This window comes from Kitasatospora sp. NPDC023385 (assembly GCF_055664045.1).
In genome coordinates this window covers 1-20,922 of record NZ_JBVOOL010000035.1, presented here as the reverse complement: position 1 = coordinate 20,922, position 20,922 = coordinate 1, and the positions used below count along the sequence as shown (strand labels likewise).

The 20,922-nt window shown below is 71.7% G+C and carries 20 protein-coding genes and 2 pseudogenes; 16 read left to right on the top strand and 6 right to left on the bottom strand.

The window, feature by feature from the left end; all coding sequences use genetic code 11:
- Positions 1-25: 25 nt before the first annotated feature.
- The 3 genes from AC0B61_RS32855 (at position 26) to AC0B61_RS32845 (ending at position 4,971) form a co-directional block, all read left to right on the top strand.
- A complete protein-coding gene (locus AC0B61_RS32855) occupies positions 26-2,386 on the top strand; it encodes a helicase associated domain-containing protein (protein WP_471745485.1) in 2,361 nt (786 codons plus the stop codon).
- 73 nt (positions 2,387-2,459) lie between these two features.
- Complete coding sequence (locus AC0B61_RS32850) at positions 2,460-2,951, top strand: TetR/AcrR family transcriptional regulator (RefSeq protein WP_471745483.1); 492 nt, start codon at positions 2,460-2,462, stop codon at positions 2,949-2,951.
- Between the two features lie 352 nt (positions 2,952-3,303).
- Positions 3,304-4,971 carry an eCIS core domain-containing protein gene (locus AC0B61_RS32845; protein ID WP_471745481.1) on the top strand — a complete coding sequence of 556 codons (1,668 nt, stop codon included), beginning with the start codon at positions 3,304-3,306 and terminating at the stop codon, positions 4,969-4,971.
- A 164-nt stretch (positions 4,972-5,135) separates the two neighbouring features.
- Here the strand turns inward: AC0B61_RS32845 and AC0B61_RS32840 are convergent, their stop codons facing one another.
- Positions 5,136-6,107, bottom strand: a complete 972-nt coding sequence (locus AC0B61_RS32840; protein WP_471745479.1) for an Lrp/AsnC family transcriptional regulator — start codon at positions 6,105-6,107, stop codon at positions 5,136-5,138.
- Positions 6,108-6,232: 125 nt separating this feature from the next.
- On the opposite strand from AC0B61_RS32840, the gene AC0B61_RS32835 reads away from it, so the two are divergent.
- The 5 genes from AC0B61_RS32835 (at position 6,233) to AC0B61_RS32815 (ending at position 10,963) form a co-directional block, all read left to right on the top strand.
- Entirely contained in the window at positions 6,233-7,705 is a 1,473-nt protein-coding gene (locus AC0B61_RS32835; RefSeq protein ID WP_471745477.1) for an FAD-dependent monooxygenase, read from the top strand.
- Positions 7,706-7,881: 176 nt separating this feature from the next.
- Positions 7,882-8,433, top strand: coding sequence for a YciI family protein (locus AC0B61_RS32830; protein WP_471745475.1), 552 nt, complete (start codon positions 7,882-7,884; stop codon positions 8,431-8,433).
- 199 nt (positions 8,434-8,632) lie between these two features.
- Positions 8,633-9,133: a hypothetical protein gene (locus tag AC0B61_RS32825; protein ID WP_471745473.1), complete on the top strand. Its 501-nt coding sequence runs from the start codon at positions 8,633-8,635 to the stop codon at positions 9,131-9,133.
- A 90-nt stretch (positions 9,134-9,223) separates the two neighbouring features.
- Positions 9,224-9,805, top strand: a complete 582-nt coding sequence (lspA, locus tag AC0B61_RS32820; protein WP_471745471.1) for a signal peptidase II — start codon at positions 9,224-9,226, stop codon at positions 9,803-9,805.
- A gap of 270 nt (positions 9,806-10,075) precedes the next feature.
- The gene (locus AC0B61_RS32815; protein ID WP_471745469.1) at positions 10,076-10,963 is read left to right on the top strand and encodes an alpha/beta fold hydrolase; all 888 of its coding nucleotides are present in this window, start codon (positions 10,076-10,078) and stop codon (positions 10,961-10,963) included.
- Between the two features lie 157 nt (positions 10,964-11,120).
- On the opposite strand, the gene AC0B61_RS32810 is transcribed toward AC0B61_RS32815, so the two are convergent.
- Positions 11,121-11,945, bottom strand: coding sequence for a nuclear transport factor 2 family protein (locus AC0B61_RS32810; protein ID WP_471745555.1), 825 nt, complete (start codon positions 11,943-11,945; stop codon positions 11,121-11,123).
- 537 nt (positions 11,946-12,482) lie between these two features.
- On the opposite strand from AC0B61_RS32810, the gene AC0B61_RS32805 reads away from it, so the two are divergent.
- The 4 genes and pseudogenes from AC0B61_RS32805 to AC0B61_RS32790 form a co-directional block, all read left to right on the top strand.
- On the top strand, positions 12,483-12,743 hold the full coding sequence (locus AC0B61_RS32805; protein WP_471745467.1) for an STAS domain-containing protein: 261 nt from the start codon (positions 12,483-12,485) through the stop codon (positions 12,741-12,743).
- Positions 12,744-13,367: 624 nt separating this feature from the next.
- Positions 13,368-13,631, top strand: a complete 264-nt coding sequence (locus tag AC0B61_RS32800) for a hypothetical protein (RefSeq protein ID WP_471745465.1) — start codon at positions 13,368-13,370, stop codon at positions 13,629-13,631.
- 285 nt (positions 13,632-13,916) lie between these two features.
- Positions 13,917-14,072, top strand: coding sequence for a hypothetical protein (locus AC0B61_RS32795; RefSeq protein ID WP_471745463.1), 156 nt, complete (start codon positions 13,917-13,919; stop codon positions 14,070-14,072).
- Positions 14,069-14,239: pseudogene (locus AC0B61_RS32790) on the top strand (ABC transporter permease); the annotation flags it as partial. The gene AC0B61_RS32795 and the pseudogene AC0B61_RS32790, both read left to right, overlap by 4 nt.
- A 156-nt stretch (positions 14,240-14,395) precedes the next feature.
- On the opposite strand, the gene AC0B61_RS32785 reads toward AC0B61_RS32790, so the two are convergent.
- Entirely contained in the window at positions 14,396-14,572 is a 177-nt protein-coding gene (locus tag AC0B61_RS32785) for a transposase domain-containing protein (protein WP_471745461.1), read from the bottom strand.
- A 369-nt stretch (positions 14,573-14,941) separates the two neighbouring features.
- Here AC0B61_RS32785 and AC0B61_RS32780 point away from each other — a divergent pair, with 369 nt between their 5' ends.
- The 3 genes from AC0B61_RS32780 to AC0B61_RS32770 all read left to right on the top strand — a co-directional run bounded on the left by AC0B61_RS32780 (position 14,942) and on the right by AC0B61_RS32770 (position 17,287).
- Complete coding sequence (locus AC0B61_RS32780) at positions 14,942-16,165, top strand: glycosyltransferase (protein WP_471745459.1); 1,224 nt, start codon at positions 14,942-14,944, stop codon at positions 16,163-16,165.
- A gap of 192 nt (positions 16,166-16,357) precedes the next feature.
- Positions 16,358-16,495 carry a hypothetical protein gene (locus tag AC0B61_RS32775; RefSeq protein WP_471745457.1) on the top strand — a complete coding sequence of 46 codons (138 nt, stop codon included), beginning with the start codon at positions 16,358-16,360 and terminating at the stop codon, positions 16,493-16,495.
- Between the two features lie 480 nt (positions 16,496-16,975).
- Positions 16,976-17,287 carry a hypothetical protein gene (locus AC0B61_RS32770; protein ID WP_471745455.1) on the top strand — a complete coding sequence of 104 codons (312 nt, stop codon included), beginning with the start codon at positions 16,976-16,978 and terminating at the stop codon, positions 17,285-17,287.
- 80 nt (positions 17,288-17,367) lie between these two features.
- Here the strand turns inward: AC0B61_RS32770 and AC0B61_RS32765 are convergent, their stop codons facing one another.
- The 3 genes from AC0B61_RS32765 to AC0B61_RS32755 form a co-directional block, all read right to left on the bottom strand.
- On the bottom strand, positions 17,368-17,973 hold the full coding sequence (locus AC0B61_RS32765) for a hypothetical protein (RefSeq protein WP_471745453.1): 606 nt from the start codon (positions 17,971-17,973) through the stop codon (positions 17,368-17,370).
- A 402-nt stretch (positions 17,974-18,375) separates the two neighbouring features.
- Positions 18,376-18,789 (bottom strand): hypothetical protein, encoded by a 414-nt coding sequence (locus AC0B61_RS32760; protein WP_471745451.1) that lies wholly within the window; start codon positions 18,787-18,789, stop codon positions 18,376-18,378.
- 1,086 nt (positions 18,790-19,875) lie between these two features.
- Entirely contained in the window at positions 19,876-20,253 is a 378-nt protein-coding gene (locus AC0B61_RS32755) for a VOC family protein (RefSeq protein WP_471745450.1), read from the bottom strand.
- Positions 20,254-20,502: 249 nt separating this feature from the next.
- Here AC0B61_RS32755 and AC0B61_RS32750 point away from each other — a divergent pair.
- Positions 20,503-20,922: pseudogene (locus AC0B61_RS32750) on the top strand (transposase); the annotation flags it as partial.

Here is a 20,922-nt window from a genome sequence, read left to right as displayed (position 1 = left end):
TGGCAGACGAAGGAGACGCACCGCTGTGGACACCACCACCACCGAGGCCGCCGCGCCGGCCGGGCCGCTGCCCATCCCCGCACAGCCGTCCGCCGGCACCGCCGTGGTGAACCCGCTGCCGCTGCACTGGTTCCAGAAGGACGCGGTGGCGGCCGCGGTGCGCGAGGTGAAGGACGGCGGCCGCGCCACGGTGGTCGCCGCGACCGGCTCCGGCAAGACCCTCATCGCGGCCGGCTGCGCCCGGCGCCTGGCCGCTCGGGGCCGGGTGCTGGTGCTGGTGCCGACGATCGAGCTGCTGGAGCAGACCGCCGAGTCCTGGTCCACGAAGGGCGCCCGGCGAGGGCTGGCGGTCGCTGCCTGTTCGCGGGCGGAGGCGCTGGAGAGCGCGGAGGCTGGCGGCCGCGTCCACGCCCAGGTGACCACCCAGGCGGCCCAGATCGCCGACTTGGTCGCCAAGGAGAAGGTTGGCGAATCCGTCACCGTGTTCGCGACCTACGCGAGCCTGGAGCGGATCGTCCAGGCCCACCGTGACTTCGGCCTTCCGGCCTGGGACCTCGTGGTCATCGATGAGGCGCACCGCACCGCCGGGGCGGAGGGCAAGGCGTGGGCCGCGATCCACGACGACGCCCAGGTTTCGGCGAAGCGCCGGCTGTACTTCACCGCTACCCCGCGGATCGCGGACGACCGGCGGGCGAAGGACGGCTTGGCCGACCTCGCCGCCGACGCCGACGGCCAGGCTCTCCCGGCGCTGTGCTCCATGGATGACGAGACGATCTACGGCAAGACCTGTTTCACCTGGACCCTCGGACAGGGCATCGAGCACGGCTACCTCGCCGACTACCGCGTCCTGGTCCCCGTCGTCACCGACGAGGACCTGCGCGAACTGCTCAACCTGCCCGCAGTCGCCGACCTCCGCTCGCAGCGCAGCAACGAGGAACTCCTGCGCCTCGCGCTGCAGATCGCGGTGCTGCGGGCCGTCGCGGACCTGGAGCTGCGCCGCGTCATCACCTTCCACTCGCGGGTCACCGCCGCGCGGGAGTTCGCCGCGACCATGGCGGACACCGCCACGCTGCTCTCGGACGCGGACCGGCCCGAGAACCTGGTGGCGCTTGCGGTCGCTGGCAGCGACGGGCTCAAGGATCGTCGCGCGGCGTTCGCCACGTTCAAGGCCACCACCGGCGAGGACGGCGAGCAGTGCTGCATCATCTGCAACTCGCGCTTGCTGAACGAGGGCATCGATGTGGCCGCCGTGGACGCCATCTGCTTCGCGGACCCCAAGAGCTCGGTCATCGACATCGTCCAGGCCGTCGGCCGCGCGCTGCGCCAGTCCTACCGGCAGGGCAAGGTGTCCTGGGTCATCATCCCGGTCTACCTGCCGACGCCGGAGGTCGGCGACGACACCGCGGCCGCCGACCCGGCCGAGGTCCACGACGCGGGCGAGGCCGTGAAGGCGGAGGCGGATGCCGAGATCGAGGCCTCCTCCTTCCGCACCATCTGGCGGGTCCTGCGCGCCCTGGCGGCGCACGACGCCCGGGTGGTCGGTCGGATCACCGAGCTGCGCGCCCACCGCTCGCAGGGCACCGCGCACACCACCACGACCGCGGCGGCCTCCGAGGGCGAGGCCACCGAGGCCGGGGCGAGCGAGCAGCCGGCGGCGCCGGTGGAGTCGCCGATCGAGTGGCTGCGGATCAACGCGAAGCAGCACGCGGCACAGATCCTCCAGACGGTGAAGCTGCGGGCGTTCAACCCGCGCGCGGTCGAGTGGCAGCGGATGCACGCCGTCGCTGCCAGGTTCCACATCGAGCACGGCCACCTCGACCCCACCGACAAGGCGAAGCACGCGGAGCTGATCTCCTGGCTCACCCGTCAGCGCCACCTCCACGGCCAGGGTCTGCTGGATGCGGCCCGGGTGTCCGAGCTGGACGCCCTCGGCATGATCTGGTCGAAGAACGCCAACGCCTGGGAACGCGGCTACGCCTACGCGAAGGCCTTCCACCGCCGGCACGGCCACCTCGCGATCCCCGCGACCGCGAAGCTGGACGACTACGCGGTGGGCGCGTGGATGCGCCGCCAGCGCCGCGCCGACAACCTCACCCCCGACCAAGCGGCCAAGCTGGACGCCCTGGACGAGCTGTGGCGCCTGGAGCCGGACTGGAACCGCTCCTACCGCCGCCTGCTCGCCTACCTCGGCGCCGGTGGCACCCTCACCGGCCCCGTCAACCGCACCGGCCTCGGCGACGACCCGACGTTCCGTCCCGGCACGTGGCTGCGCAAGCAGGCGGGCGCCCGCACCGAGGGGAAGCTGACCGAGCAGCAGACCGCGCTCCTGGACGCGCTGCTCGCCGCCGAGAACGGCCGCGGGGCCGCCGGCGCCGACCCGACGTAGACACCACCGCACGCACCACCGCGGACACCACCGCACTCCACAGGGCTTCGCGGAGGGGACGGTCCCGGGGGGCATGCGCGACGTGGCGCGGGAAGCGGACGTCGCCGTCACCACCGTGTTCGCACACTTCTCCTCGAAGGAGGCACTGGTCTTCGACCAGGACGAACACCACGAAGAACGCCTGGTGAGCGCCGTGGCGAACCGGAGACCCGATCAGTCACTGCTGGACGTGCTGCGCGCCGAAGTGCTCGACTCCGCCCGATGGTTCTCCACACCGAAATCCATCTCGTTCTGGACCCTCGTCGAGAGCTCGGCCGCACTGCGCGGCTACGCCTCCCACATGCAGGCGCGGCACGAGCAGGCTCTCGTCTCCGCCATCACCTCACACCCCGGGGCACCCGCATCCGCCACCGCCTGTCGTGCGCTCGCCCGCTTCTCCCTGAGCGCCTACGCCTTGGCGCGGGACGCTGAGGATCCGTCGGCCGCAGTGGAAGAGGTGTTCGCTCTCATCGAGCACGGCTTCGGACCCGCAGTGGGGCGGCAGACAGAGGAGCCGCTGGAGTAGCCGCCGTCGGGGTGGAGGGCGGTGAACACCCGGCCGCCGCAGCACCCGGCCGCCCGCAGCCCCTGGCCGCCGTAGCGCCGTGCGGCCGCTCCTGTCGGCGGATCGGGCGGATGGAAGGCCGGCCCCGCTCCGGCAAGGCCCTGCCGGCTCGGGAACGCGCGCCCGGTTGGTCCGGCGGCGTGGTCCCGGTCGACCGCGCCGGGGGCTCCACATCCTGCTGCCGTGGCCCGTAGGGAAGTGCCGCGGGAGACCGTCGCAGAGACCCCGACTCTGCCCTGAAGTACCTTCCGCCGCGCCGTGGCCGTCGGGTTGAGTGGGACGTTGTCGACGATCCCAGGAGGGGCGGAGCCCGATGCACAAGCGGGAGAACGAGGAAGCCACCAGGGCCAGGGCAAGCCGGGAGGCGAGGCACGAGGCCGCCCAGTCCGGGCACCAAGGGTCACGACTGCTCGCCCTCCAGGCCACCGTGGGCAACGCGGCGGTCGCCCAGATGCTCCGCCGGGCCGGCCACGGCCCGGCCGAAAAGGAACACCGGCACGGGGACGGCTGCGGCCACGAAGGCTTCCAGGACCCCGCCGTCCAGCGCGCCGCGGCCCCGGCCGTCCAGCGCTCCTCCGTCCACGATGTCCTGCGCGGCCCCGGCCGGCCTCTGGACCAGGCCACCCGTACGGACATGGAGTCCCGCCTCGGCGCCGACTTCTCCGACGTACGCATCCACACCGACGGCCCCGCGAGGGCCTCCGCCGCCGAGGTCGGCGCGCGTGCCTACACCTCCGGCAACGACATCGTCATCGGCGAGGGCGGGGGCGACGCGCACACCCTCGCCCACGAGCTCACCCATGTCATCCAGCAGCGCCAGGGACCGGTCAGCGGTACCGACAACGGCAACGGGCTGAAGGTCTCCGACCCGTCCGACCGCTTCGAGCGCGAGGCCGAGGCCAACGCCCGCGCGGTGATGAGCCGTCCGGCCCCCCGGACCTCCTCCGACGTACAGCGTTCGGCCGACCCCGGGACCGGGGCGGCCGGTGCGGCGGAGCTGTCCGTGCAGCGCACCCTCCCGGCGGGCCTCCCGAAGGGAACCCAGGTCGTCAAGCACACGGACGAGGGGGACGTCGAGGGGCAGACGATCCTCAGTTTCGGCTTCGGGTCCTATCTGATCTCCGCGGGCGCGGACGGCAAGAAGCCCCGGGCGTCCCCCAAGGACAAGTCGTGGGGGACGGTCGAGGAGCGGGAAACGTCCCGTGCGGAGTACGAAGCGGCTCGCGCCCTGGAGTTGGACCCGGCGGTCCTCGCGGCCAAGCAGAAGCAGAGTGATCTCAACCTCGGCGAGAACTACCTCAGCGGCGACTACCGCCGGATCAACCCGCTCCTCGCGGCCCTCGGGCAGGTCGGCTTCACCCCCGGCGAGATCGCCGCCCCCGGTTTCTCCTACAAGTCGAAGGAGAACCAGGTGCTCGACGCGTGGCGCAGTGTCGCCATGGCGCGGGGCTACGCGGACGAGCAGACCACGGAGGCGTGGGACAAGAAGTACCTCGCGGACACCTTCGACATCTTCGCCCGGATCAACGGCGTGTGGGACGACTTCACGACGCCCCGCGCGAACGAGGAAGGCAACGTCGTACGGGGCGACAGCAAGCACCTGTACGAGTCGTTCGGCGGCATCCTCAAGCAGCAGGAGAGCCACCCGGACGGTGGCTACGTCTCCGTCGACCAGACGATCGAGTGGCCGGCGATCCTGTCGACCACGTACGGCGATCCGTTGACCCACACGTACGTGGCCGGCAAGGAGATCGTCTGGGAGTTCCGCCTCCCGGAGGACCACCGGGGAAGGACACTCGGCAGGAACAACCAGTCCGAGGAGGAGATGACCTTCCCCATCGGCACCAAGATCCACATCCGCCAGATCCTCGTGCGGAGCGGTGACTTCCGGCAGGAGCGGTCGGCAAAGTACGGCGAGAGCGCGGCCGTGATCGTCTTCGCCGACATCCCGGCGGGCCAGGGACCGGCTCGAGAGGCCTAAAAGGTCCTGACAGGAGCCGCTGAGGGCGTGCCTGTCGGGCTCGGTGCTCATTGGTCGGCGGCCGGGCGACCGGGCTGGTCGGCGGGCGGGGCGGGGAAGAGGGTGTCTCGGCCTCGCTCTTCACCGACGAGCAGGAGGCCGACACCGGCCACCGAAACCGGCCGCTAACCCCGGTTCGCGGCCTGCTTGACGGTCTTGATCGACGGCGCCGTCTCGACGTGGGTGACGGCCGGGAGCGCGGCGACCCGGGTGGTCAGGTAGCGGTAGAGGGCGCGCTGGTCCGCGCACACCACAGTGGCGTACAGATTGGTCGGACCGGTCGTCGCGCAGGCGAAGGCGACCTCCGGGTGCCCGGCCAGCGCCCGGCCGGCCTCCTCCAGGTACGGGGGAGCGACCGAGATCCACAGCAGGGTCCTGGTGCCGACGCCGAGCAGGCGCGGGTCGCAGTCGATGTCCAGGTAGAGCACCCCGCGTTCGCGCAGTTCGGTCATCCGGCGCCGGACGGTGGTCGGCGACCAGCCGGTGACGGCGGCCAGTTCCTCGAACCCGGCGCGGCCGTCCGTGCCGAGGGCGGCGAGCAGCCTGCGGTCGCCGTCGTCCAGCCGCACCGGGCCGGGCGGCGGCCGGTGCGCCGGCGCGGCCGGGCGCAGGGCCGCGACAGCGGCCGGGGCCAGCGGGCCGATCTTGGCGATCAGGCTGTCCGGGCCGCCGTAGAAGGTGTGCAGCACCGAGTGCGCGCTCACCCCCTCGACCCTCGGGGTGCGCGGGAGCCGGGCCAGCAGCAGGGCCTCGCTGTCGGCCTCGGTCTCGGCGCGGACGGTGCAGGTGATCTCGGTGCCGCCGGAGGTCAGGCTCACCCAGGAGGTGTCGGGGCGGCGGGCCAGCGCCTCGGCCACCGCGACCGCCGCCGAGGGCGCGCAGCGCACCCGCAGCAGCCACAACTCCGCACCCAGCGCGACCGGGTCGTCCCCGCCGAGCACCCGCACCGCGCCGGATGCGCGCAGCCGGGCGTACCTGCGCGCGACGGTGCGGTCCGACGCCCCGAGGACGGCGGCGACGGTGCTGAACGGGGCCCGGCCGTCGATCTGCAGGGCGTGGACGAGTCGGCGGTCCAACTCGTCGTAGTCAGATTCCACCGTGCTGAGGGTAGCCGGTGTCGGATTCCGCCGTCACCGCGCCGCTCACTGGCCCAACGGCCCCCGCCGGAGCGAGCGTTGACCCGTCAACGGGAACCACCCGGCGGAGCTTGAGGAGACGCACCATGGACACCGACGTACTCGTCGTCGGAGCCGGACCGACCGGCCTGATGGCGGCCAACGAACTGTTGCTGGCGGGCGTGTCGACCGTGCTCGTGGACCGGCTGCCCGCGCGCAGCGCCCTGTCCAGGGCGGGCGGCGTGCAGACCCGGACACTGGAGGCGCTCGACCAGCGCGGGCTGCTGGAACCGCTGCTCGCCGGCGGCGACCACCCGGTCGGCGGGAGCCACTTCGCCGGCATCCCGCTGCCGGACGCCCCGGCCCCCGACCCGGGACCTGGCGCCCACCTCCCCCGGCAGCCCTGGCGCTCCGTGCCCCAGGTCGTGCTGGAGGCCTTCTTCGAGGAACACCTGGCCGGGCAGGGCCTCAAGGTCAGGCGCGACCACGAACTGGTCGCCCTCGCCCAGGACGAGCAGTCCGTCACCGCGACCTTCGCCGACGGCCGGTCGCTGCGCGCCCGACACCTGGTCGCCGCCGACGGCGGCCACAGCACCGTGCGGTCGCTGCTCAAGGCCGAATTCCCGGGCCGGGCGGGCACCTTGACCACGATCGCCGCCGACGTGCGGCTCAGCGGCGCCGACGGCCTGCCCACCCACCACCACAGCTCGGACGGCCACTGGGCGGGGATCTTCCCGCTCGGCACCGACAGCGAGGGCCGGCCGCTGCGCCGGCTCGCCATGGGCGGGCCGGGCCGCTCGCTGCCCAGGGACGTGCCGATCACCGAGGAGGAGATCCGCGACGGGCTGCGCGCCGTGTTCGGCGACCGGGTGCAGCTGCTGGACCTCTGCCACGCCCGCCGGATCACCGACGCGGCCCGGCAGGTCACCCGGTACCGCCACGGGCGGGTGTTCCTGGCCGGCGACGCCGCCCACGTCCACCTCCCGCTCGGCGCCCAGGGCATGAACGGCGGCATGCAGGACGCCCTCAACCTCGGCTGGAAACTCGGCGTCGCCGTCCGGGGCTGGGCGCCGGAGGGCCTGCTCGACAGCTACCACACCGAACGCCACCTGGCCGGGACCACCGTGCTGCGCAACGTCCAGGCGCAGGGACTGCTGATGGACTGGGCCGGCACCCGCGACCCGGACGTGCTCGCCACCCGGGACCTCTTCGCCGAACTGATCACCCTGCCGGAGGTCCGGCGCCGGCTGAGCGGTCTGATGTCCGGCACCGCCACCCGCTACCCGATGCCGGACACCGCCCCGCACCCGCTCCTCGGCCGCCCGGTGCCGGACATCGACCTCGGCCCGGTCCGGGTGCACCAGCTCCTGCGCTCCGGCCGGGGCCTCCTGCTCGACCCGCAGGACGCCCTCGCCGGGGCCGTCGCCCCCTGGGCCGACCGGGTGGACCGGGCCGCCGGGGAAGCGCCCGTCGAACCGATGCTGATCCGCCCGGACGGCCACGTCTGCTGGGTGGGCGACCCGGAGACCCTTCGGTCGTCACTCACCCGCTGGTTCGGCGCGCCGAACCGGACCGCCTGACACGGTCCCCGGTACCGGGCGGGTGCCGTGGTCGGCCGCCCGTGGTCCCGGAGTCGGAGCGCGTTCTTCTGGAGCGGCGTGCTTCTGGAGGAGCGTGCTTCTGGCGGGGGCTGCCGAGCAGTCGCTGCAATGAAAGCCGCTCGACTGGGTCACCTCCTCGCAGAGATCCTTCGGGCATGGAGTTCTTCGTCTACCACCGCGACCGCCCCGGCTCCCAGGCGTTGCGCAAGGAGCTGCTGGAAGAGCACTGGTCCTACATGGACCGGTACGCGACGGAGATGATCGCCCGCGGCCCGACCCTTTCCGGTGACGGCGGCAGGCCCACCGGCAGCGTGCACATCGTCGACCTGCCAGATCCTGCCGCCGTCCGCGCGTTCGCCTTCGACGAGCCCGGCTACCAGGGCGGCGTCTACCGGGACGTGCTGCTGCGACGGTGGCGCAACATGCTGGGGCGCACCATGTGGGACTTCCCCGGTGGCCGAACCGGTGGCCACCGGTACCTGGTGCTTGGCCTCGGTTCGGGGCAGGCCGCCGACCTCGCCCTGCCGCCCGACCGGGACGAGCTGATCGCCTACGGGCCGCTGCTGTCCGATGACGGCGCCACCTGGCTGGGCACGGCGGCGCTGGTCCGGTCGCCGGACCCGGAGACGGCACGCGCCGTTCTGACCCCGGACCGGTACGCCGAGATCGAGGTGCACAACTGGCAGTTCGGCGGGCGGCCGTCATGACCCGAGGACGTCCGGCCGACGTCACCGCCTGGCCTCCGGTACGAGCGGAGACCAGGCCGTCCATCGTGCCGGTGACAATGAACTCGAGTGACCGACATATGCCACCTGCGGATTTGTGACTGACCGTCAGGTATCAGCAGACGTTCGTTTTTTCTACATCAGCTTCCGAACGCGATCTTCACGGCCCTAGATTGAGGTCATGGTCGATCAAGTGGGCACATCGGTGGCGGAGACGGAGCTTCCTGGGCGGCGGCGCCACGCGCGGCATCGTCCGAAGGCCGCGTCCGGAGGGCTGATGCGGTCGTCCGCATGGATGGCTGCGGGCACCGTGGTGTCGCGCGGCACGGGGATGTTCCGACTGGTGCTGCAGGGCGCCGCGCTGGGCACGCTGGCGGTCGGCGGTGCGTATAACACCGCGAACACGCTGCCGTGGGAAGGGGCATCGCCTTGGCTGCTGACCGGGACGGTGACGCGGGCGCGCTGCCGGCCGTCGGTGACGGCATCGCGACGCCACCGGGCGTCCCGCATGACCGCCGCGATCCACTCGACGGCACAAGGGGAAAGAGCCTGTGACCTGACAGCCAGTCGGGTTGTTGATACGGCCACGCGGAGGGTGGGAACTGAGGCCGGGCGCAGGCGGGTTGCTGATCGTGCGGCGCGATGGCGTTCGACCCGGCAGGATCCGACCACCGGGGTGTGAAAGCCGGATCCAACCGCTGCCCGACGTGTCGCCTCGTAGGCCTTGTACTGTGGTGCTGTCCAGGGCGGTTCGGCATCCACGGAGCGGATCATGACTACCGACGATTCCTCGCAGCCCGAGCCCGGGACCGCCGCGCGTGCCGTTGACAAGCGCACATGCACACTGGCTCTGACCGCTCTGCTGACGGCGGCCGTTCTCGCCTATGCCTTGGATCTCGGCAGCAAGCTCATGGCTGTCTCGCGGTTGGAAGGCCAGGAGCCCGTTGCCGTGGCGGGCCACGTACTGACGCTGCAACTGTTCCGCAACTCCGGAGCGGCTTTCAGCAGTGGCCAGGCCTTCACCGCTGTGTTCACGGCGATCGCGATCGCGGTCGTCGTGGTCATCACGCGTGTCGCGCGGAGGCTTCAGAGCCTTCCCTGGGCTGTCGCCCTGGGCCTGATGCTCGGGGGCGCGCTCGGCAATCTGACGGACCGGACCTTCCGGGCACCCGGAGTCTTTCGCGGGCACGTCGTGGACTTCATCTCCGTCGAGCACTTCGCGGTGTTCAACCTCGCCGATTCGGCCATTGTCTGCGGCGGTGCCCTGATGGTCCTCATGTCGATCCGGGGCACTTCGCTGGACGGCTCGGTCCCGCAGGATCGGCAGGGCCGGAGCACTCTCTCCCCGCGTTGAGACGCTCCAGGAGCGAGAGTTCGACTGCGGCTCCGCGCAGGGCGCGGCATTGCCAGGAGCCGCCCCGGCGCAGCGCCGCTGCGCACGCCTCGGCTGCGTATCCCCGCCCCACGCCGCCGGCATCAGCGTGTAGCTGAGCTCGGCATCGCCGCTCCGCGGGAGGATGCGGCCGGGCCGTGCGGGGGCCGCGCCGGGCCGGTGGGACGCTCGCCGCATGGGTCGGAAGTTCCGGGGCAGAGGCTGAAGGTCCTAGGCAGGGGAGGCGGTTCCATGTTCGACGGCTTCGAGCTAGCCCGGTGCGAGGGTGACGGAGCCCGGCTGCGGGTCCGCCACGGCGGCAGCGGTCCCGCCGTGCTCCTGCTGCACGGCCACCCGCGCACCCACGCGACCTGGCACCGCGTCGCGCCCCTGCTGGTGTCGGCCGGCCACACGGTGGTCTGCCCCGACCTGCGCGGCTACGGCCGGTCCGAGAAGCCCCCCACGGACGTGCGGCACGAGCCCTACTCCAAGCGCGCCATGGCGAACGACTGCCTGGCGGTGATGCGGGGGCTGGGGCACGAACGGTTCTCCGTGGTCGGGCACGACCGGGGCGCGTACGTGGCCACCCGGCTCGCGCTGGACCATCCGGAGGCCGTGTCCGCGGTCAGCGTGCTGGACGCCGTCCCCATCGGCGAGGCGCTGCGGCGTTGCGACGCGGGGTTCGCCGCGCTCTGGTGGCACTGGTTCTTCCTCGGGCAGACCGACAAGCCCGCCGAACGCCTCATCAACGCCGACCCCGACGCCTGGTACCGGGCCTGCCCGGAGCAGATGGGAGCCGAAGCGTACGAGGACTACCGGCACGCGATCCACGACCCGGCCACCGTGCACGCGATGTGCGAGGACTACCGGGCCGGCCTCGGCGTCGACCGGGAGCACGACGACGCCGACCTGCGGGCGGGCCGGCGCATCGACCGCCCGCTCCAGGTGCTGTGGGCGACCCGCGACGACATGGCCGACCTCTACGGCGACGTGCTGGGCGTCTGGCGCGACTGGGCGGGCGACCGGTTGGAGGGCGGCCCGATCGACTCCGGCCACCACATCGCCGAGGACGCGCCCGAGGCACTGGTCAGCGCCCTCCGCGCGTTCTGGCGGACCACCGACCGGACTGGTCCCGCGTAGCCCGTACCGCGGTGCGAGGCCTGCCGGGCGGCGGATCGGCCGTCCGTCGCCCCGGCGGTGCCTTCCCGCCGTCCCGCTGTCCCGAGCCGGTAGCGCCGTCGGAAACGCCGGGCCCGGCCCGCACCTCGACCGGCTTCTGCTGCGAGTCCTGGCCCGGTCACCAGGCCCGCGGTACGCGCATCGCCATGCCGAGCGTGACGGCCTGGGCCGCTTTGAGTCGCGCGTCGGACAGGCGCTCGAGGCCCTGGCGCAGTTCGTTCGGGCGGGGGGAGATCAGACCGGTGACGCAGTGCGTGACCAGCCCGGCCCGCAGGAGCCACACCTGGTAGTAGGCGGTGTTGAAGCGGGTGTCCTGGAGCGCGACTTCGGCGACGCCTTCCGCGCACATGGCCTGGGGCGCGTCGGTGAAGGCGGTCACGGCCTTGAGCCGCGTCGCGTTGCCGTCGTGCCAGTTCTGCCAGGTGGCCTGCACGATGGCGTCCGCGCCCCGGATGACCCCGCCGACGACGGTCTGGGCGGCGTCGGGGGCGTACACGGCGCGCAGCGCTGTCGCGTCCCGGGCGTCGATGGCGTCCCAGATCCGTCGGTGGAGGTTCTGCCCCGGGGTGGGAACGGTGTGGTGCGGGGGAGCCGACGCCGCTGGTCGGGGCCTGATGGACCCGGTGACGTGGACCCGTGCCCGCCCGCCCTCCAGGGCAAAGACGTCGTAGGCCAGCATCGGGGCGAAGGCGGTCGAGCGGACGGACTCCACGCGGACCACGTCACCCAGGTCGGTGAACTCCTCCACGGCCGTCGTCGTCATCGCGCCGACCGTACGGAACAACTGCGCGTAGCCGGCCAGGATCTGTTCGGCGCCGGCCTGGACGGAGCCCGTCGTCGACGACAGCATCACGGCATCGGGGTGGTAGAGCCCCTCGAGGGCCGCGAGGTCCTGCGCCGCCACCGCCGCGCACCACCGGTGATAAAAAGCCTGACTCGGCATCACATGCATGGCCGACCCCCGCACTTCAGCGCCACGCTCCGGCCCCACGTTACCGTCGGGCGACCAGGAGGTCGAGGGGTGGGATCCGCGGGTCTGTCTGGCCCTGCCCCGGTGGGGCTTGGTAAGCCCCTCCGCCGGATGACGCCGGACCAGCGCGACGACCTTCCGGTGGCGACCGCCGAACTCCTGGCCCATGCCCGTGTCCATGGCCATGGTGCGCGTGAACCGGCCCTCGACCACCGCCCCGGGGTGGTAGGGGCCGAGGTCAGTGACCACAACAAGGCCCCGCCCCGCTCCCGCCCCGACACTCCGGGCCACCTCAGCGGCTACGGCCTCCGTGGTCGTGGAACGCCTCGCCACCTGCTGGGAGTGCAGCGGACACCGGCGGCACAGGGTGGTCGGAACTGTTCACCACCCGGCCGCGATGCTGCTGAACAGGGACAGGGACAGGGACAGGGACAGGGACAGGGGCCGGGGCCTTGGTGCTGCGCCAAAAACGCCCCGGTGCGTGGCCGCCCGGCCGCGGCCTAGAGTGGTTTGTGTCACGGGGCGGCGCCAGGGGGAAGGGAGCGGTCCGATCGACGACACGGGTGTCTTCGCCGTCACGATCCGGGACAGCCCATCCGGGCCGGTGGTCTGAACGCCCTGCTGCTGGCTCGGATCCAGGGGCGCCGTCAGGGCACCGCCGTCCACCTCGTCCGTCCCTCGCACCAGGTCGCGCGCCTGTTGGACATCACCGGCTGCGACCAGGTGTTCCCCGTCGACCCGGACGTGCCGTCGCCCCGGCCCTCTCGTTGACACCACCGGGCGCGCCCTGCTCGGTGCGCCCGCACCGTTGCACGTGCCAGTCCCTGTCGAAGCCATCGGGCGGCGGACCTCCCGCCGTGACCGCTCCCGCCCGGCGGCATGTTCGTACGGTCGATGAGGACCAGGACCATGGCGACGAACGGGATCCGACCGGTGGGGCAACCCGGCGAAGAAGACGCTCGCACGATGACCTGCACACGGTGCAGGGCCGTCCTCGAGCGCACCCCCTACCGCTTCGGTGCCCGCCCCGGCCGGCCCTGCCATACCGGCGCCCGCAGGCCACCGCCCGGCCGCGGAGCCGATCCGCCGGGCTGGGCCCGGCTCACGCGCCCGGCCCCGCCGGCTTGCCCGGTCGCGGCACGTCGCCACCCGGGCGCCCGTCTCCCCCTCCAGGCCGTCGCCCGTTCTCGGGCGCTCGGGCGCTTCCGGTCGTTGAGTCGGGCGAGCGCCTCCACCAGGGCGCGCGGTGGACTTGTCGTCGCCGTCGGGGTCGGTCTTCGGCCGACCGTGGGTTTTGCTCCGTTCTGGTGACGGGGTCGGCGCCAGGGTGTGGGGCGGCGGTGGCTGGGCAGCCGCCGTGGCTGGCTGAACAGGCCGTCTTCCGGGAGGTTCGTGATGATCATCAAGAAGCTGCACGACGCGGGTCTGAAGTCGGAGCACGCCTACCTGGCGGGGATGGCGTCGATCGGGTTGTCCTTCGTGTCGTGGATGGTGTCGGTGAAGGCCGAGCAGGCCGGGTTGGACCGGGCGGACCGGTGGGGCATCTTCATCGGGGAGTGGGCTCCCACGTTCTTCTGCATGGGCCTGGCGCTGTCCCAGTACGAACGCGAGCCGAACCCCGTCTACGCGCACGACCCGCGGCTGTCCACGACACCCTGATCGCTGCGCCGCACCTGCCGGCACCCGCCCCGACCCGAACTCCACCGCTGTGCCCGACCGTCCGGTGACCGACCGGATCTTCCTTCGCCGGGAGCCGGGCGGGAACGCACCGAGCAGCCGGCCGCCGCGGCACCACCTGCCGAAGAGCTGCCGACAGAGCGGCACCATCCCCGGCCGTGGTCCTCCTCCGTCGGGCAGGTGGTCGCCCTCTCCCAACTGCGGCCTACGCCGCCGGTGTCGACACGGGCCGCGGACCGGCCCATCCGCCTGCGCTGGCCCGCGCCCGTGGAGGGGACCTGGGTGGTCAGCCACGGCAGCCTGGTCAGCCACGACAGCGCGCAGGTCTGCCGGTCGGCTGATCAGGTCCTGGTGCTCGACGGCGGACGGCAGGTCGAGTATGGGCGGCCGGACGAGGTCCGGCCCCTCAAGGCGGGAGCATGAACCCCGCTGTCCCCACGTGGGCGGGAGTCGCCGCATCCGTCGACGTGGTCGCCCTCACCGTCGCCGTCGAGTGGCGCCGACGCCTGCAACTGGCCCGCGAGATCGTCCTTGCCACACTGCGTGCCGGCCTGCAGCTGGCTGCCGTCGGGGCACTCCTGCTGCTGGTCTACCGCCGTGCCGGCCTGATCGGCGCCTGCGGCGGGCACATGACGACGAGGAGGAGTGCGGGCGTACCCGGGGCAACTCGTCCGGCACGCTGGTCAGCTCGTCCTACACCGCCCGATAGCCGCAGCCTTCGAACAGGGCGGCCGCCCCAGCACGACCTACCCCACCACCCGCGCGGGCAGCAGCCTGATCCGCCGTTGCACCGCCCCGGTCTCCGCGAGCACCGCGTCCACCAGGGTGAAGTCCAGGATCTGGGTCAACCCGCCCGGCTGCGGGGGTGCGGATATCGCCGCTGCTACTGCGCTCACCCGCGTGGCGACGGACTTCTCCTGCAACGGGATCCTGTTCTCGATCGACTTTCTTCGCCGGTCGTTGGTCCACGGGTGTCCCGTTGCCTCGTTCAGCCCCCTTGACCTGCATTCACGCCATGACGCAGCGGCGTTGGGCAACAGGTCTTTCCATGATCAAGATATAGCGCACAGGGGGGCTTGCGGCAAGACCCAGGGAGTGCCGCAGACTCGTCCACCTGACCCGCAGACACGGGGCCAGGACGCTCCTGCGGGCGCGATCTGATCGGCACTCACGCCCCTTCCGAACGAACGAGCAGCCCTTGTGCACGCCGACCTACGTCGACCACGCCGCTGACAGCAAGACCCGGCCCCTGCCAGGCTGAGTTCGACCTCCCACGAAATGAGACTCACTACATGCGCGTGCTGTTGATGGCCTACGGGTCACGCGGAGATGTCGAACCGCTGGTGGCGGTTGCGGTGCAACTGCGGGACCTCGGAGTGGACATGCGGATGTGCACGCCTCCGGACTTCGCGGAGCTGTTCGACTCCGTCGGTCTCCCGCTGGTGCCGATCGGCGAACCGATCCGCCCGTTCGTGAAGGGGGTGCTCACCGGGAAGACGAAGGCGCCCGCGGACGGGCTGCCCGCACGCGCGGCCGCGATGACCGCCACGACGTACGAGGCGGTCGTCACGGCTGCCGAGGGATGCGACGTGATCCTGGCGACCGGTCTGCTCCCGGCCGCGGCCGGCGCGAGGACAGCAGCCGAGCGCCTGGGCATCCCTTACGTGTTCGTCGCCTACTTCCCCGCCTACCTGCCCTCGCCGCACCATCCGCCGTTCGAGCGGCCGGGCCGACCGTTCCCGCCCGGCGTGACCGACAACCGAACGTTGTGGGACCTGGACACCGAGAACATGAACGTGTTGTTCGGGACCGGTCTCAATACCCACCGGGAGTCCATCGGTCTGCCGCCGGTAAGCGACTTCCGCGATTACGTCCTCACCGACCGCCCCTGGCTGGCCGCCGACCCAGTCCTCAGCCCGTGGCAGGAGCCGGCGGACCTCGACGTGGTGCAGACCGGCGCATGGTTCCGGACGGACGACCGCCCGCTGCCGGCCGACGTGGAGGCGTTCCTCCACGCCGGCGAACCGCCGGTATACGTGGGGTTCGGCAGCATTCCCATGCGCGACGCGGACGACGTGGCCCGGGCGGCCGTCGAGGCCGTCCGGGCACAGGGCCGCCGTGTGATCCTCTCCCGTGGCTGGGCCGACCTGGCCGTGGCCGACGACCAGGACGACTGCTTCGCCGTCGGCGCGGTCAACCACCACGCCCTGTTCCCGCGTGTCGCCGCCGTCGTCCACCACGGCGGCGCGGGCACCACGACCACGGCCGCCCGGGCCGGCGCGCCCCAGGTCGTCATACCCCAGCTGGCGGACCAGCCGTACTGGGCCGGCCGCGTGGCCGATCTCGGCATCGGCGCGGCACACGACGGCCCGCACCCGACCTTCGAGTCCCTGTCGGCCGCGCTCGGTGTCGCCCTGGCTCCCCAGACCCGAGCCCGGGCAGCAGTTGTGGCCGGCACGGTCCGCGCCGACGGCGCGACGGTGGCCGCGAAGCTGCTGCTCGACCAGGTCGGCTGAAAAAGCTGTGTGACCGGGAGGCCCGCCACCCCACAGTGGCGGGCCTCGCTCTACCCCGCGCCCGGTGATCGGAGGTAGACGCCATGGCCGCCGACCGCTCCGCCAAGGCGCTGTGCCGGGACTGCCTGGAACCGTCTCGACTTTCCTCTCCGATCGTTGACCTACGGCATCCCGGTGCCTCGTCCCATCCCCTTGTCCTCACAGCGCTGGGCCGCGACAGCGGCGCGCATCGAGGGCATCGGCCGCGACGCGCTCTCCTCAGGGCACCGGGGGAGCGCCCGCGAAGCCCTGCTGCGGGCGTCGAACTACTACCGGCCCGCCGACTTCTAACGCCGGGACGACCCCGCGGCCGACGCTGAGTCGGCAAGGCTGGCCAAGGCCTCACAGCAGACCTTCGCCGACGCGGCCGGCCCACTCGACACGCCGGCACATGCGGTGGCATCCCGTACGAGGGCACGACGCTGCCGGGCTACGTGTTCCTCGTCGATGACTCCGGCATGCCGCCCCGAGCGTGATCTTCCACGGCGGGGACGACTCCACGATGGAGGAGAACTACCTGGCCATCGCCGGGGGGTGCGCTGCGACGCGGCTCCAACGTCCTCACTTTCGACGGCCCCGGCCAGGGCAGGAGCCCGCGCGACCAGGGCCTGCACTTCCGCAACGACCGGGAGGCGGCGGTCCCCCCGGCCGTCGACTTCGCCCTCACCCTGCCCGAGGTCGACCCCGGCTGCCTGGTACTGATCGGCATGAGCGTGGGCGGCTGCCTCGCCGCGCGCGGGCAGCAGCTTTCGAACACCGCCTCCCGCATGCGTGCTCCACGACGGCGTCCACGACTTCCATGCCGCCATCGCCGCGACCGCCGGCCGCGTCGCGGCGACGCCAGGCGGACTCGAGACGGCGATGGCGCAGAACACCACCACGCGCCGGGCGGTGCGCAACGGCTGCTGGACCTTCGGCGAGCGGGACCTCGAGGCGCTGGTCCAGGCCGCCAAGCCGTACACGATGGCTGGTATCGCCGACCGGATCACCTGCCCGACTCGGGTGCTGGAAGCAGGGAACGACCAGTTCTTCGCAGACAAACTCCTGTGCGTTCACGACGAACTGACCTGCGAAAGGCGTTGATCACCTTCTGTGAGGGCGAAGGCGCCGGTTTGAACAGACTTCGAATGGGACGAGCACCGGCCACCGGGAACTCGCCCTGTTTACGGGTGGTACTTCTCGGCGATGGTCTGGGCGACGCCCAGCGAGGAGTCCAAGGTGACGCGGACGGTGACTGCGCCGGTCTTCGCGGCCGTCTCCAACTGGTCGGTGGTGCACTTCGTGGTGCCGTAGCCCTGGCTGTCCATGGTCACGTGGCTGCCGTCGGGGGAGCAGATCGCGGCCGCGCCGAGGACCTTGGTGGTGTTGTTGATCATGAACGCCTGATCGCCGCCGCCGTTGTCGGGCTTGACCATCAGCTTGCCGGGCGCGAGGTAGCTCAACTTGCCCACGAGCGTCTGTTGGTGGCCCTCGTCGGACCCGCCGCTCCCACCGGAGGTCGAGGAGGAGCCCTGACCGCTCGCCACGGGCGCGGCGGCGGTGGGCTTGCCACTCCCACCGGGGGTCGAGGAGGAGCCCTGACCGCTCGCCACGGGCGCGGTGGTGGCGGGCTGCCCGCCGGCCTGCGTGGAACTCGTGGCAACCGGCACGCTGGTGGCGGAGGGGGAGCCCGAGGAGGTCGCGTCTTCGGGTCCACACGCCGTCAGCGCCAGCCCCGCGACGACGAGCACCGCAGTCGACAGTCCCCAACGAGCGTTCCTGATGCGCATGTTGTTCCTCTTTCACTCTCGACGCCGTCCCACCGGAACGGTGGCGGTGCGGGCGGCCCCGCCCCTTGCCGAGGCGGCCTCCCTGCTGACACGGTGATCCTCGCACCGGCCGTCCACACACGTCAGTGCCTGTTACAGGCCCGTGGCGCAACCCGCACACGTCATGACAATCGTCACGCGAGCATCGCCGCTGCGCCGACCCACGCCAGCCCGGCAGCCCCAGGGCGGTCTCGCGCATCGCCACGGCACGTAGGCTTCCACCTCCGTCGGCAGGGCTGACCGTCGTCCGCGCTGGAGATCGTCCACCTGGGCAGCGCAGGCCTGACCCCGGCCGGAGAGCCGGCCGGGGCTCGAGGGCACTGTTTGGCGCTGCCTCGGCCGTCGGCGGGCGTGGGCTCCTCGTCAGGGGCGGGTCGGTCGGCGGACGATCAGGAGATGCGGTGAGGGCGGCAGGAAGGCGGCGCAGCCGATCTGGAACAGAATGCCGATCAGCGCCCACCCGCTGACGAGCAGCACGAACATCGGCGGACCGCACCACAGGACGGTGACCACGGGCCGATGGAGTTCGCTCTCCCTCATCGGCGCGGAGAGGAGGAGCAGCAGCAGCGACGGCACGCCGAACCACCCGAACAGGAACAGCCCCAGCTCGATGAAGCCGGTCAGGAACTCCGATCCGGAGAGCTCACCGGTATGTGCCAGCCAGAGTACGCAACCACCGGCCATGGCACTCCATCCACAGCCGAGGGCGAACAGATAGCGGACGGCAGACCGGATGAACCACGCCAGGGCGCTCTCGGTTCTCAGCACGGCACCCATGGCCGCTCCACCCCTTCGGCAGGACCAACAGGAGCATCATCCTCGCAGCATATTTGAACGCGTTCAATAGATTTCCTGGGTGGCCTCTGCCCGAGTGGCGGGGTCGGCTCATGAGCCGACCCCGCCACCTGAACCGGCATCAACCCGGACGGGGCTGGGACGACGACGGGCTGTGCGCCGCCTGCCACCAGGCCAAAGCCGACCGGAATGCGCGGGAGACCCCCGGGCGCGACCGGGCCGCCGCTGAAGTCGCGGCCGCCGAGGAGAAGCGGCGCGGTTCCTGGGGGCGCCGGTCCTGACACGCCCTCACCCGCTGGCAGGCCGCCGGCCTGCGGCGGGGAGGTTGGGCAGCCCTGCTCGACCGGGGCACGAGGCGGAAGCGGGCGGTGCGGTACTGGATGGCCACCCTCCCTTCGGCGGTCCGGCCCGGCGACCCCACGTGGCCGCGCAGGTGGCATCGGGCGGCAACTCGGGTGCTTCATGAGCGGCCACCTGTGAAACGCGGGTGCTGCACTTGGTCGCGGTTGGCGCCGGGGCACCAGCGGGCAATCAGCGGCGCGTCCGGGTCGTGCTTTCGCCAGGCTTCGGCGAGGCGTGCAAGACGGGTGGGGGCGGCGATGCCGCGCACGGTGGCGATCCTGCCGCCAACGAGGGGCGGGGGCTGGCTGGTTGGGCGGTGGGCCGGAGGCGTCGAAGGAGACGGCGCTGAGCGACCCGAAGAAGGACGGAGTCAACAACGGGCTGCGGATCACCCAGCAGTGGGAAATTACTCGCACGCCGCAAGAAGTCGTCATGTCCGACCTTGACCTCCGGCACCCTTCCCCGGATTTGGTATTCCGTCACCCGCAAGTAACGCACCACAGGCCATGGTTTTCTCCGAGGTGCTCCTCGAATCCGCCACGCCGCCCCGGGTCACGACCCGGCTGCCGGCGACCAGGCCGCCGGTGCAGGGCGACGGCAGATCGTCAGCAGAGGGCGACACCAGGCGTGAGTAGTCGACGCCAGGGATCCCGGGCCCTGATACAGCAGCCCGTTCTGCAACACCCCGGCCGACGAGCACCCGACAACGGCTTCCCGGGCGCCCGCTCAGGAGTGCGGTTCGAGGAATTCGAGTCGGTTGCCGAACGGGTCGACGGTGTGGAAGCGGTCCTGCCCGGGCACTTCGTCGCTGAAGGTGACGAGATGTCCGTGGTCGGCCAGCCGGTCCGCCAGTGCCCGTAGCCCTCGGACCTCGAAGCCGGGATGGGCCCTGTGCGCAGGCCGGAAATCCCGCTCCACGCCGAGGTGGACCTGAAAGCCGGGCCCCTGGAACCAGCAGCCGCCACGGGCGGCGAGCGGTGGCGGCTTGGGGATCTCGGACAGTCCGCGCAGTTCGCCCCAGAAGGCGCGGCACTCCTGCTCTCCACCGGCCGGAATGGCGAGCTGGACATGGTTGATGGCAGTGAAGGAGAGGGCAGCGGTCACGGCACGGGCCTCCGGCGGGTTCGGTCTCGCAACATGTATCTCGACATCAAGATACATTGCGCGCCGTGGGGCGCACACCGGTTCGCTGCGAACGTCAGCCCTGTGCAACGGAGCAGAGCTCTCGAACCGTCACAGAACCCCTCTCTGAGAGGACGTTAAGTCCGTTTCTGGATGATCTGGTGTCGCCCGTTCGTGTGTACGGAGTCGTTCAGGCTGACTCGGGTGTCGTGTGCATGGTGCTGTTGGGACATGGAACGGATGCCGTACTCAACGGACTTGTCCGACGGGCAGTGGGCGCTGATCGAGCCGCTGGTCACCTCCTGGAAGCAGGAGCGGGTGTCGCGCTCAGCAACCGGGGACCCGGGCTCCTGCGACCTGCGCGAGGTCGTGAACGCGCTGCTGTACCAGAACCGGACGGGCTGCCAGTGGCGGCTCCTGCCGCACGACTTTCCGGCCTGGTCGGCAGTGTTCTACTACTTCGGCCTGTGGCGCCAGGACCGCCTTGACCAGCGGATCCAGGAGATCCTGCGCTGCCAGGTGCGGGAGCGGGCCAGACGATTAGAGGACCCGTCCCGGTGATCATCGACACCCAGTCCGTGCGCGTGGCGGCCGGGGTGCCGAAGGAGACCACGGGACTGGACGCGAACAAGAAGACGCCCGGCAGGAAGC